Source organism: Aquabacterium sp. A3 (genome assembly GCF_038069945.1).
In the GTDB taxonomy this organism is placed as follows: Bacteria; Pseudomonadota; Gammaproteobacteria; order Burkholderiales; family Burkholderiaceae_C; genus Aquabacterium.
Window position 1 is genome coordinate 436,758 of the sequence record NZ_JBBPEV010000001.1, and the last position, 12,369, is coordinate 449,126.

9 protein-coding genes are annotated in these 12,369 nt (G+C 68.4%); 4 read left to right on the plus strand and 5 right to left on the minus strand.

Annotation, left to right across the window (positions count from 1 at the left end; all coding sequences use genetic code 11):
- Positions 1 to 39: 39 nt before the first annotated feature.
- The 5 genes from WNB94_RS01930 to WNB94_RS01950 form a co-directional block, all read right to left on the minus strand.
- On the minus strand, positions 40 to 987 hold the full coding sequence (locus tag WNB94_RS01930; protein ID WP_341388027.1) for an ABC transporter permease: 948 nt from the start codon (positions 985 to 987) through the stop codon (positions 40 to 42).
- Positions 984 to 2,057: an ABC transporter permease gene (locus WNB94_RS01935; RefSeq protein WP_341388028.1), complete on the minus strand. Its 1,074-nt coding sequence runs from the start codon at positions 2,055 to 2,057 to the stop codon at positions 984 to 986. Before WNB94_RS01935 ends, WNB94_RS01930 begins: the two co-directional genes overlap by 4 nt.
- A complete protein-coding gene (locus WNB94_RS01940; RefSeq protein WP_341388030.1) occupies positions 2,044 to 3,564 on the minus strand; it encodes an ABC transporter ATP-binding protein in 1,521 nt (506 codons plus the stop codon). The genes WNB94_RS01935 and WNB94_RS01940 overlap by 14 nt, the downstream gene beginning before the upstream one ends.
- A 67-nt stretch (positions 3,565 to 3,631) precedes the next feature.
- Positions 3,632 to 4,984: a guanine deaminase gene (gene guaD, locus WNB94_RS01945; RefSeq protein WP_341388031.1), complete on the minus strand. Its 1,353-nt coding sequence runs from the start codon at positions 4,982 to 4,984 to the stop codon at positions 3,632 to 3,634.
- Positions 4,981 to 5,970: a LysR family transcriptional regulator gene (locus WNB94_RS01950; protein ID WP_341388032.1), complete on the minus strand. Its 990-nt coding sequence runs from the start codon at positions 5,968 to 5,970 to the stop codon at positions 4,981 to 4,983. The genes guaD and WNB94_RS01950 overlap by 4 nt, the downstream gene beginning before the upstream one ends.
- A 117-nt stretch (positions 5,971 to 6,087) precedes the next feature.
- Between WNB94_RS01950 and xdhA the strand changes: the two genes are divergently transcribed.
- The 4 genes from xdhA to WNB94_RS01970 are packed head-to-tail and all read left to right on the plus strand — an operon-like array spanning position 6,088 to position 12,358.
- Positions 6,088 to 7,608, plus strand: a complete 1,521-nt coding sequence (gene xdhA / locus WNB94_RS01955; protein WP_341388033.1) for a xanthine dehydrogenase small subunit — start codon at positions 6,088 to 6,090, stop codon at positions 7,606 to 7,608.
- Positions 7,609 to 7,665: 57 nt separating this feature from the next.
- Entirely contained in the window at positions 7,666 to 9,999 is a 2,334-nt protein-coding gene (gene xdhB / locus WNB94_RS01960; protein ID WP_341389912.1) for a xanthine dehydrogenase molybdopterin binding subunit, read from the plus strand.
- Entirely contained in the window at positions 9,999 to 10,955 is a 957-nt protein-coding gene (gene xdhC / locus WNB94_RS01965) for a xanthine dehydrogenase accessory protein XdhC (RefSeq protein WP_341388034.1), read from the plus strand. Before xdhB ends, xdhC begins: the two co-directional genes overlap by 1 nt.
- Entirely contained in the window at positions 10,952 to 12,358 is a 1,407-nt protein-coding gene (locus WNB94_RS01970; RefSeq protein WP_341388035.1) for an 8-oxoguanine deaminase, read from the plus strand. The genes xdhC and WNB94_RS01970 overlap by 4 nt, the downstream gene beginning before the upstream one ends.
- Positions 12,359 to 12,369: the final 11 nt, after the last annotated feature.

Consider the following 12,369-nt stretch of genomic DNA (forward strand, 5'->3'; position numbering starts at 1 on the left):
AAAGGGGACAAAAACCAAATCAGCAAACATGATGCCCATTCAGGCACCAGGATGGAAGGGCTTGCCCAGCGATGCGGGCATGTTGATGCGGATCCACGTCGGATTGCGCGAGATCAGCACCAGCACCACGATGGTGGCCAGGTAAGGCAACATGGTCAGCCACTGGCTGGGAATCTGCACCCCCTGCCCTTGCAGGTGGAACTGCAGCATGGTCACGCCGCCAAACAGGTAGGCCCCCAGCATCACCCGCATGGGGCGCCAGGTGGCAAAGGTGGTCAAGGCCAGTGCGATCCAGCCTTTGCCGGCCACCATGCCCTCAACCCACATCGGTGTGTAGGCCAGCGAGATGTAGGCCCCCGCCACGCCACACAGCGCACCGCCCAGCACCACGGCCAACATGCGGATCGGGCGCACGCGGTAGCCCAGGGCGTGGGCTGATTCCGGCGATTCGCCCACGGCGCGCAACACCAACCCGGCGCGCGAACGCAGCAGGAACCAGGTCAGGAACACCGCCAGGATGAACGCCAGGTAGACCAGGGGATGGTGTTTGAACAGGGCCGTGCCCACAAAGGGCAGGTCTGACAGACCCGGGATCGCAAAGTGGGGCCGCTCGGGCAGGCGCTGCTGGGTGTAAGAAATGCCCAGGAACGCACTGAGCCCCACCCCGAACAGGCTCAGGGCCAGGCCGGTGGCGTACTGGTTGGTGTTCAGCCAGATGACCAGCACACCAAACAAGGCGGCCATGGCGGCACCGGCGGCGGCGCCAGCGGCAAAACCGAGCCAGTCGCTGCCCGTGTGCACGCCGGCGGCGTAACCCGCGATGGCGGCCACGAGCATGGTGCCTTCGGCGCCCAGATTAAGCACGCCAGCCCGCTCGTTGATCAACAGCCCCAGCGAGGCCAGGGCCACCACGGTGCCCGCGCTGAGCGTGGCGGCCACCAGCAGGGCCAGGGTCTCGGGGGTGAGGTTGGCAAACAGTTCGATCATGCGGCGGCCCCCCGGGCAGACACCCAGCGCAGGCGCTGGTGAATGAAGGTGTCACACGCCAGCAGCGCGAACAGCAACAGGCCCTGGAAGACGCCCGTCAGCGCTTTGGGCAGCCCCAGGCGAGACTGGGCCAGCTCGCCCCCGATGTAGAACATGCTCATCAGCACCGCCGAGAACACGATGCCCACCGGATGCAGGCGCCCCACAAAGGCCACGATGATGGCGGCAAAGCCGTAGCCCACCGGCACATAGGGCGTGAGCTGCCCTTGCGGGCCGGCCACATCCAGCGCACCGGCCAGGCCAGCCATGCCGCCCGACACCAGCAGCGCCGTCCACAAGGCGCTGCGCGACGAGAAACCGGCATAACGGGCGGCCAAGGGCGCCACCCCGCCCACCTGCAGCTGAAAGCCCTGGTAGGTGCGAAACAGAAACACCACGAACACCGCCACGGTGCCCAGTGCCAGCATCACCCCCACGTTGGCGCGCAGGCCGTCCATCAGGCGCGGCACCCGCGTCATCTCCAGAAAGGTGATGGTTTGCGGAAAGTTGTAGCCCTGCGGGTCTTTCCAGGGGCCATAGACCAGGTAGCTGAGCATCATCTCGGCCACATACACCAGCATCAGGCTGACCAGGATCTCGCTGGCATTGAAGCGGTCGCGCAGGGCCGCCACGATGGCCGCCCAGAACATGCCGCCCAGCAGCCCTGCCAGCAACACCAGCACCACGTACACCGCCGGGCTCTCGGGCGTGGCGCGCAAGGCCACCCCACCGGCAAAGATGGCGCCCATGATGAACTGCCCCTCGGCGCCGATGTTCCAGATGTTGGCCCGAAAGCACACGGCCAGGCCCAGGGCGATGAGGATGAGCGGTGTGGCCTTGAGCGTCAGCTCCGAGATGGCATAGGCGTTGCGCAGCGGCTCCACAAAGAACATGCGCAGCCCGGCCACCGGGTCTTTGCCCAGCACGGTGAACAAGGCGATGCCCACCAGCACGGTGATGGCCAGCGCGATCAGCGGCGAGGCCAGCATCAGCACCTTGGACGGTGCGGGACGGGGTTCAAGCCTGAACATGCGCTGCCTCCTGGCCGTGCCACAGGCCGCTCATCCAGGCCCCGATCTGTTCGACCGTGGCGTCCGCCACGGCCACGCTGGGCGACAGGCGCCCCTGGGCCATCACCATCAGGCGATCTGAGACTTCAAACAATTCGTCCAACTCCTCGCTGACGACCAGCACGGCGCAGCCAGCGTCACGCAACTTCAACAACTCGCCCCGGATCTGCGCGGCCGCGCCCACGTCCACGCCCCAGGTGGGCTGGGACACCAGCAGCACGCGGGGCTCGGCATCAATCTCTCGGCCCATGATGAACTTCTGCAGGTTGCCGCCCGACAGGCTGCGCGCCAGCGCATCCGGCCCACCCGCCTTCACATGAAAGCGCGCGATCAGGTCGGCGGCCATGGCCTGCATGCCTGCAGTGCGCAGCCACCCGGTGGGCGCCACGGCATCGGTGCGCGTCAACAGGGTGTTTTGCGCCAACGACATGGTGGGCACGGCCCCGCGGCCCAGCCGCTCTTCGGGCACGCTGTGCAGGCCCAGCTTGCGGCGCTGGCGGGGCGTGGCCCGGCTCACGTCGTGGCCGAACAAATGCACCGTGCCGGGCGCAGCGCGGGGGTCTTCGCCACTGAGCACCGCCATCAGCGCCTGCTGCCCGTTGCCCGACACGCCGGCAATGCCCAGGATCTCGCCGCTGTGCAGGGACAGGCTCACGTCGCTGAGGTCCACCCCGAACGGGTCGTTGCGGGGCACCGACAGCTGCTTGACCGACATGGCCACCTCGCCCAGCACGGGCTGGGCCCGGTGCAGCTCAGGCGGCTCCGAGCCAATCATCAGCCGCGACAGGCTGGCATTGGTTTCCTGGGCGGGCGTGACTTCGCCCGTCACGCGCCCGCCGCGCAGCACCGTGCAGTGGTGGCACAGGGCGCGAATCTCGTCCAGCTTGTGGCTGATGTAGAGGATGGCGCAGCCCTGCTCCGCCAGTTGGCGCAAGGTGACGAACAACTTCTCAACGGCCTGGGGCGTGAGCACCGAGGTGGGCTCGTCCAGGATCAGCAACTGCGGCTTGGTCAGCAGCGCACGCACGATCTCGACGCGCTGGCGCTCGCCCACCGTCAGCGAATGCACGGGGCGAGAGGGGTCCACCTCCAGCCCGTATTCGGCCGACACCTCGCGGATGCGGCGGGTCACGTCGGCCAGGCTCAGGCTTTTGTCCAGGCCCAGCCACACGTTCTCGGCCGCCGTCAGGGTGTCGAACAGCGAGAAGTGCTGGAACACCATGCTGATGCCCAGCGCCCTCGCCTCTTGCGGCGACTTGATGCGCACAGGCTGGCCGTTGAAGAACACCTCGCCCGCATCGGGTTTGACCGAGCCGTAGATGATCTTCATCAGGGTGGATTTGCCGGCACCGTTTTCGCCCAGCACGGCGTGGATCTCGCCGGGCCGCACTTTCAGGCTGACGGCGTCGTTGGCACGCACGCTGGGGTACTGCTTGGTGATGCCGCGCAGTTCAAGTCTGAGGGTCATGCTGTGAGGATGGGCTGTGGGGGGCTGTCGGTCTGTCAAAGATTGTGGGGCCGTCTCCGGGCGGGGCTCAGTGGGTATCACCCAGGGCTTCAAACACCGTCTGGCCGGCCACCAGGGTGCTGACCAGATTGCGCTCGTCGCCCAGGGTCATCCACACAAAGGCGCGCTCGTGCAAACCGGCATGCGAGGCGCGTGCCAGGGCATCGCGGTGGCTGGCCACCGGCCCCCGCGCCCAGTCCCAGATGGCCACATCGGCAAAACGGCCGGGCTCGATCTGGCCCATCTCGTCTTGCAGGCCCAGGGCGCGTGCGGCCCCCAGCGTGGCGGTGTACAGCGCCTTCCAGGCGGTCAGGCGGGTGCCTTGCAGGGCCTGGATCTTGTAGGCATCGGCCATGTTGCGCAGCATCGACAGGCTGGTGCCGCCGCCCACATCGCTGGCCAGGCTCACGGCCAGGCCCTCGCGCTGGGCCTGGGCCCAATCGAACAGGCCGCTGCCCAAAAACAGGTTCGAGCTGGGGCTGTGGGCAATCTGGGCGCCATGCTCGCGCAGCACGGCGCGGTCGCGCTCGTCCAGCCAGATGCCGTGGGCCAGCACGGCGCGCGGGCCGATCAGGCCATCGCGGTCGTACACGTCCAGGTAGCTGCGCGCATCAGGGTAGAGCTCGGCCACCCAGCGCACCTCGTCGCGGTTTTCGGCCACGTGGGTCTGCATGTAGGTGCCGGCATGGCGCTGGCACAGGCCACCGGCCATGCGCAACTGCTCGGGCGTGCTGGTGGGCGCAAAGCGCACGGTCACGGCAAAGGCCTGGCGGTGCTGCCCATGAAAGCGCGCGATCAGGTCTTCGCAATCGCGCTCGGCCTGCTCCACGTCGTCGCGCAGGCCATCGGGCGCGTGGCGGTTCATCAGCACCTTGCCCGTCACCAGCCGCATCTGGCGGGCCCCGGCCTGCTCAAACAGCGCTTCGGCGCTCACCTTGTGCACGGTCGGGAACACCACGGCCGAGGTGGTGCCATGCGCCCACAGGGCGTTCAAAAACCGCTCGGCCCCGGCGTGCGACACGGCCGGGTCGGCATAACGCCGCTCGGCCGGGAAGGTGTAGGTGTTGAGCCAGTCCAGCAGTTCGGTGCCAAAGCTGGCGATCACGTCCAGCTGCGGGCAATGCACATGGGTGTCGATGAAGCCAGGCATGATCAGCTGACCGGGGTAGGCCTCGACGGCCACGCCCTGCCAGCCTTCAGGCAGCGCCTCGCCCGGGGCCAGCACCTGCTGGATGCGGCCTTGATCGATCAGCACCCGGTGGTCGGGGCGCCAGCGCACACCAGCGGCCTCTTGCGGCGCCGCAAAGCCCGGGTCGGCCGTGAAGTCCAGCAGGTCGCCTTGCAGGATGCGGCGCTGGGGGGCGTGAGTGGGCACGGTCATGGTTGGGGTCTCGGTGGGCGGGGCGGGTTCAACTGCGGCAGGTTGCGCACCACATCGCGCACCTGCTCACGCAGCCAGCGGTTGGCCGCCGAATGGTGGGTCAGGTCATGCCACAGCTGATAGTAGTTCATGGTGGGATACGCCACGGGGCATTTGAGGATCTTGACCGGGTACTGCTGGGTGTAGCGCTCGCAAAAGCGGCGCCCGGTGGTCAGCACCAGCAGCGAGCCCGCCACCAGGTGCGGCAGTTGGGCAAAGTGCGGCGTGCGCACCACGATCTTGCGCTGCAGGCCGGCGGCCGACAGCCAGTCGTCCACCACGCCCTGCCCGCCCGGATGGAAGGGCGCGGGCGCCACGTGGTCGGCCGCCAGGTACTGCTCCACCGTCCAGGCGCGCTTGCCCTCGCGCGGCAAGCGGGCGGCGGGGTGGTCTTCAGACACCAGGCACACCACCTCGTCGCTGCGCAGGCGGCCCAGGTGCAAATCGCCCGGGGGCTCCAGCCAGTTGCCAATGACCAGGTCCAGATCACCGCGCGCCAGGCGCTGGCGGTAATCGAGGTCGGCATTCAAAGGCACGATTTCCACGCGCACATCGGGCGCCTGGCGGCGCACCGCCAGGATCAGCTCAGGCAAAAAGCACGGGTCCAGGTAATCGGTGGCCGCGATGCGAAAGGTGAGCGAGGACTTGGCCGGATCAAACCCCCGCCCATGGCGCTTGCCGCCAAACATGGTCTGGGCCTGATGCAGGATGATGGCGGCGGGCTCCAGCAGGCCCAGGGCCACATCCGTGGGGGCCATGCCCTGCCCGCAGCGCACCAGCAAGGGGTCGCCCGTCAGCTCGCGCAGGCGCTTGAGTTGCGCGCTGACGGCGGGCTGACTGGATTGCAGGCGGATGGCCGCCCGAGACACGCTGCGTTCAGTGATCACGGTGTGCAGAACACGGATGAGAGACAGGTCGATCTTCTCGAAAAGCGAAGCCTTGCTCATACGCGCACCATGATGTCGGTCATCACTGAAATGGTATACCGTTTGCTTGCCATGGCGCTACGCTCAAACGACAATTGATCACGGCACCCGCCGCCCTCCGTCTTGCCGGACACCGCCATGACCACGCCCGATACCCCTGCCAGCCCCACCCGCCCCATCCGCTTCGTACACCGGGCCCAAGTGCAGCAGGTTGACCACCTGCCGCCCACCACCACGGTGCTGCAGTGGCTGCGCGAACACGCCCACTGCACCGGCACCAAAGAGGGTTGCGCCGAGGGCGACTGTGGTGCGTGCACCGTGGTGGTGGGCGAGGCCGACCCCGTCACCGGGGCCTGGCAGCAGCGCACCGTCAACTCGTGCATCGCCTTTTTGCCCACGCTGGATGGCAAGGCCCTGCTGACGGTGGAAGACGTGGCCCCCTCGCCGCGCGAGCTGCACCCCTGCCAGCAGGCGATGGTGGCCTGCCATGGCTCGCAATGCGGCTTCTGCACCCCGGGCTTTGTGATGAGCCTGTGGAACCTGTATCAACAGCACGACACCGCCCCCACCCGCCCCGAGTTGGCCGATGCCCTGTCGGGCAATCTGTGCCGCTGCACCGGCTACCGGCCCATCCTGGACGCCGGGCAACAGATGTTTGACGCGCCCCGCGTGGCCTTTGACCCCCAGCCCTGGCTGCAGGCCCTCAACACCCTGGCGGGCGATGCGCCCCTGGTGTACGAAGGCCCCGATGCCGCCACACCGGGCCAGCGCGCTCGCTTCTGGGCCCCGCGCAGCCTGGACGAGCTGGCCCGCCTGCGTGCCGACATGCCCGCCGCCCGCCTGCTGGCCGGCAGCACCGACATCGGCCTGTGGGTGACGAAGCAGTTCCGCGCCCTGGGCGACATCATTTACCTGGGCCGCGTGGCCGAGCTGCAAACCATACAAACCGACGCCACGCAAGGGGTGCTCACCATCGGCGCTGGCGCCTCGCTGGAAGACGCCTGGCAGGCCCTGACCCATGCCGTGCCCAGCCTGCGCGAGATCTGGCTGCGCTTTGCCTCGCCCCCGGTGCGCCACGCCGGCACCCTGGGCGGCAACATCGCCAACGGCTCACCCATTGGCGACAGCGCCCCCATCCTGCTGGCGCTGGATGCCCAACTGGTGCTGCGCCACGGCGACACCGTGCGCGAGCTGCCCCTGAACGCCTTCTACCTGGACTACATGAAGAACGCGCTGCAGCCCGGCGAGTTGGTGCAGGCCCTGAAGGTGCCGCTGCCCGCTGCCCATCAGGTGGTGCGCGCCTACAAGATCTCCAAACGCCGCGACAGCGACATCTCGGCCGTGTGCGCCGGCCTGATGCTACAGATGGATGGCGACACCATCACCGAGGCCCGCCTGGGCTGGGGTGGCATGGCCGCCACCGCACGGCGCGCCACCCATGCCGAGGCCGCGCTGCGTGGCCAACCCTGGACCGAAGCCACCCTGCGCGCTGCCCAGGCTACGCTGGCTCAAGACTTCACCCCGCTGACCGATCTGCGCGCCAGCAACACCTACCGCCTGAAGGTGGCCGCCAACCTTCTGGAACGCCTGTGGCTGGAAACCCGCCCGAACGCACCCCTGGCGGCCGACCAGGTGCAGGTCTGGCCCGCCCAGGCCTGACGCGTCTGAAGACACCGCCTCACGGAGAACCCCATGAACCAGACGGTTGAAGCCTTCATGACCACCGCCGCCAGCCAATCCAACACCCAGCCCGCCTCGGCCGCCGGGCGCTCGCTGCCGCACGAATCGGCCATGATGCACGTGGCCGGCCGCGCGCCCTACATCGACGACCTGCCCGAGCTGGCCGGCACCCTGCACGCCGCCCTGGGCCTGTCGCCCGTGGCACATGGCCGCCTGCTTCACATCGATGTGGCCGGCCTCAAGGCCCTGCCCGGCGTGGTGGATGTGCTCACCGCCGCCGACATCCCCGGCGTCAACGACTGTGGCGCCATCGTGCACGACGACCCCATCCTGGCCGATGACACGGTGATGTACCTGGGCCAGCCCATGTTCGCTGTTCTTTCGGATAACCGCGAGGCTGCTCGCCGCGCCGCCGCCCGCGCCAAAGACTTTGTGCGCATCGAGCCCCTGCCCGCCTTGCTCACGCCCGAGGCCGCCCACGCCGCCCAGCAGTACGTGGTGCCGCCCATGCGGCTGACCCGGGGCGATGTGCCCACCGCGCTCAGCCAGGCCCCGCACCGCCTCAAAGGGCGGTTTGACCAGGGCGGGCAAGAACAGTTTTACCTGGAAGGGCAGATCTCGTACGCCATTCCGCAAGAGCGCGGCGGCATCTGGCTGCACTGCTCTACCCAGCACCCCAGCGAGATGCAGCACGCCGTGGCCCATGCCCTGGGCCTGCACGCCCACGACGTGCAGGTGGAATGCCGCCGCATGGGTGGCGGCTTTGGCGGCAAAGAATCGCAGTCGGCCATTTTTGCGTGCATTGCCTCGGTGGCCGCGCAGCGCCTGCAGCGCCCCGTCAAGCTGCGCCCCGACCGCGATGACGACTTCATGATCACCGGCCGGCGGCACTGCTTTGTGCACCAGTTCGAGGTGGGCCACGACGACGAAGGCCGCCTGCTGGCCGCCGATGTGGAGATGATCTCGCGCGCGGGCTTCTCGGCCGATCTGTCGGCCCCGGTGATGGCCCGCGCCCTGTGCCACTTCGACAATGCCTACTGGCTGCCCGCGGTGGACATCAATGGCTACTGCGCACGCACCAACACGCAAAGCAACACCGCCTTCCGGGGCTTTGGTGGCCCGCAAGGCGCGCTGGCGGTGGAGGTGATCATGGACAGCGTGGCCCGCCGCCTGGGCAAAGACGCGCTGGACGTGCGCCTGGCCAACCTGTACGGCACCACCGAGCGCAACACCACGCCCTACGGCCAGGTGGTGGAAGACAACGTGCTGCACGAGCTGATCGCCGAGCTGGAAGCCACCAGCCAATACCGCCAGCGCCGCGCCAGCATCCAGGCCTACAACGCCAGCAGCCCCGTGCTCAAAAAAGGCCTGGCGCTGACGCCGCTGAAGTTTGGCATCTCGTTCAACGTGGTGCACCTGAACCAGGCCGGCGCGCTGGTGCATGTGTACACCGATGGCAGCATCTTGGTGAACCACGGCGGCACCGAGATGGGCCAGGGCCTGAACACCAAGGTGGCCCAGATGGTGGCCCACACCCTGGGCGTCAGCCTGGAGCAGGTGCGCGTGACCGCCACCGACACCAGCAAGGTGGTCAACACCTCGGCCACGGCCGCCTCCACCGGCTCAGACCTGAACGGCAAGGCCGCCGCCGACGCGGCCCAGCAAATCCGCCGCCGGCTGGTCACGCACCTGTCCACCCTGCACGGGGCAGAGCCCGATGACATCCAGTTTGCCAACGGCCTGGTGCACGTGGGCGATGAAACGCTGACATTCCAGCAGGTGGTCATGAGCGCCTACATGGCCCGCGTGCAGCTGTGGTCAGACGGCTTTTACGCCACGCCCAAACTCAGCTGGGACCGCGAACGCATGCAGGGCCGGCCCTTCTACTACTACGCCTATGGCGCGGCCGTCAGCGAGGTGCTGGTGGACACCCTCACGGGTGAATGGAAGCTGCTGCAGGCCGATGTGCTGCACGACGTGGGCCAGTCCATCAACCCGGCGCTGGACATCGGCCAGGTCGAAGGCGCCTTCATCCAGGGCATGGGCTGGCTGACCAGCGAAGAGCTGGTGTGGCACCCGCAAACCGGCAAGCTGCTGACGCACGCGCCCAGCACCTACAAGATCCCGACCGCCAGCGACTGCCCTGCCCACTTCAACGTGCGCCTGTTCAAAAACCAGAACGTGGAAGACACCATCTACCGGTCCAAGGCCGTGGGCGAGCCCCCGCTGCTGCTGCCGTTTTCGGTGTTCTTTGCCATCCGCGACGCCATTTCGGCCGTGGGCCAGCACCGGGTGGACCCACCCCTGCGCGCGCCCGCCACGCCCGAGGCCATCCTGGACGCGGTGGATGCGGTGAAGGCCGCCGCCTGATGAGCCTCAGCGGCAGAGCCCTGCGCCACACGGCCCGGCAGTGGCTGGCCGCCGGACGGCCAGCCATCGTGGTGCAGGTGGACGACATCAAGGGCTCCACCCCGCGCGAAACCGGCACGCGCATGCTGGTGGCGGCCGATGCCGTGCTGGGCACCATCGGCGGTGGCCACCTGGAATGGCAGGCCATCGACCTGGCGCGGCACCTGCTGGCCGAAGCCACACCCACCACACCCGCCACCGGGCCACGCCTGCAAAAAACCTACCCCCTGGGCCCCACCCTGGGCCAATGCTGCGGTGGCGTGGTGGTACTGGGCTTTGAGCCCCTCAACCACACCAGCCTGGCCCAATGGCCTGACAGCCCCGCCCGCTTTCATCTGGAGCTGCATGGCGCCGGCCACGTGGGCCAGGCCATCGTGCGCCTGCTGTGCGATCTGGACTGCACCGTGCGCTGGATCGACGAACGGGGTGATGACGCACAGGCGACAGGCGATGCCTCTGGCCGCTCAATGGGCGATGCCCCCGGCCTGCCCGACCCCGCCTGGCTGGCCACCCTGCCGCCCCACATCCATTGGACCCCCACCGAGGCCGCCGACCACGAAGTGGCCCACGCCCCCGCGCACGCCTGCCACCTGGTGCTGACCCACCGGCACGATCTGGACCTGCGCATCATCAGCGCCGTGCTGCAGCGCAGCCAGCAGCAGCACGATGTGCGCTTTGCCGGCCTGATCGGCTCGCAAACCAAGCGCGCCAAGTTCTTGCACCGGCTGGAGGCCATGGGGCTGTCCAGCCGCACCCTGGCGGGCCTCACCTGCCCCATCGGCCTGCCCGAGCTGTCGGGCAAAGAGCCCGCCGTGATCGCCGTGTCGGTCGTGGCGCAGTTGTTGCTGCAGTGCCCTGCGCCAGCCATGCCTACTGCGCCCACCGCACCCGCCATCGCCACCCAAGCCACCCCATGACCGAGCCCCTCCTGCTGATCAAAGACGCCGACTGTGTGGCCACCATGGACGACGCCGGCACCGAGTGGCGCCACGCCAGCGTGCTCATCCAGGGCCCGCGCATCGTGGCCTGCGGCCCCACGGCCGACCTCGACCCCGCCCTGCTGGCACAGGCCACCGACGTGATCGACGCGCGTGGCCACGTCGTCATCCCCGGCCTGGTCAACACCCACCACCACATGTTCCAAAGCCTGACGCGGGCCATCCCCGCCGCGCAGGATGCCGAGCTCTTCACCTGGCTGCGCACGCTCTACCCCATCTGGGCGGGCCTGACGCCCGAGATGGTGCGGGTATCGACCCAGGTGGCCATGGCCGAGCTGCTGGTGAGTGGCTGCACCACCAGCAGCGACCACCTGTACCTGTACCCCAACGGCTGCCGGCTGGACGACAGCATCGAAGCGGCGCTCGAAATCGGCATGCGCTTTCATGCCAGCCGCGGCAGCATGAGCGTGGGCGAATCGAATGGCGGCCTGCCGCCCGACCGCCTGGTCGAGCGCGAAGCCGACATCCTGAAAGACTCGCAACGCCTGATCGAGGCCTGGCACGACGAGCGCGACTTCAGCATGACGCGCATCGCGCTGGCGCCGTGCTCACCGTTTTCAGTCAGCCCGGATTTGATGCGCGAATCGGCCAGCCTGGCGCGCAGCTACCGGCGCGGCGTGCGCCTGCACACCCACCTGGCCGAGAACGACCACGACATCGCCTACAGCCGCGAGAAGTTCAAGCAAACGCCCACCGAATACGCCGAAAGCCTGGGCTGGCTGAGCGACGACGTGTGGCACGCCCACTGCGTGAAGCTGGACGACCACGGCATCGGCCGCTTTGCCGCCACCCGCACGGGCGTGGCGCACTGCCCCTGCAGCAACATGCGCCTGGCCTCGGGCATCGCGCCCGTGCGCCGCATGCTCAACGCCGGCGTGCCCGTGGGCCTGGGCGTGGACGGCTCAGCCAGCAACGACGCCGGCCACATGCTGGCCGAAGCGCGGCAAGCGATGCTGCTGGCGCGCGTGGGTCGCAGCCTGGAGCCCTTCGGGTGCGACCACGGGCCGGCTGACATGAGCGCGCGCGCGGCCTTGCGCGTGGCCACCCGCGGTGGCGCCGAAGTGCTGGGGCGCACGGACATCGGGCAGATTGCGCCCGGCTATGCGGCTGACTTGGCCATCTTTGACACGCGCACCCTAGGCGTGGCTGGGGCGGCGGTGCATGACCCGGTGGCGGCTTTGCTGATGTGCCATGGCGAGCCCACCGCCTGGACGATCGTGAATGGGCGCGTGGTGGCTGACCACGGGCGCGTCACCACGGTGGAGATGGGGGTGGTAGTGGAGAGGCACAACCAGTTGGCGAGGGTGCTGGCGGTGGGGTGACCAGCTACTGT

Excerpts from the sequence above, each read along its gene's own strand:
- WNB94_RS01930 (WP_341388027.1), bottom strand. The coding sequence starts at position 987 with ATGATCGAACTGTTTGCCAACCTCACCCCCGAGACCCTGGCCCTGCTG.
- WNB94_RS01935 (WP_341388028.1), bottom strand. The coding sequence starts at position 2,057 with ATGTTCAGGCTTGAACCCCGTCCCGCACCGTCCAAGGTGCTGATGCTG.
- WNB94_RS01940 (WP_341388030.1), bottom strand. The coding sequence starts at position 3,564 with ATGACCCTCAGACTTGAACTGCGCGGCATCACCAAGCAGTACCCCAGC.
- guaD (WP_341388031.1), bottom strand. The coding sequence starts at position 4,984 with ATGACCGTGCCCACTCACGCCCCCCAGCGCCGCATCCTGCAAGGCGAC.
- WNB94_RS01950 (WP_341388032.1), bottom strand. The coding sequence starts at position 5,970 with ATGAGCAAGGCTTCGCTTTTCGAGAAGATCGACCTGTCTCTCATCCGT.
- xdhA (WP_341388033.1), top strand. The coding sequence starts at position 6,088 with ATGACCACGCCCGATACCCCTGCCAGCCCCACCCGCCCCATCCGCTTC.
- xdhB (WP_341389912.1), top strand. The coding sequence starts at position 7,666 with ATGACCACCGCCGCCAGCCAATCCAACACCCAGCCCGCCTCGGCCGCC.
- xdhC (WP_341388034.1), top strand. The coding sequence starts at position 9,999 with ATGAGCCTCAGCGGCAGAGCCCTGCGCCACACGGCCCGGCAGTGGCTG.
- WNB94_RS01970 (WP_341388035.1), top strand. The coding sequence starts at position 10,952 with ATGACCGAGCCCCTCCTGCTGATCAAAGACGCCGACTGTGTGGCCACC.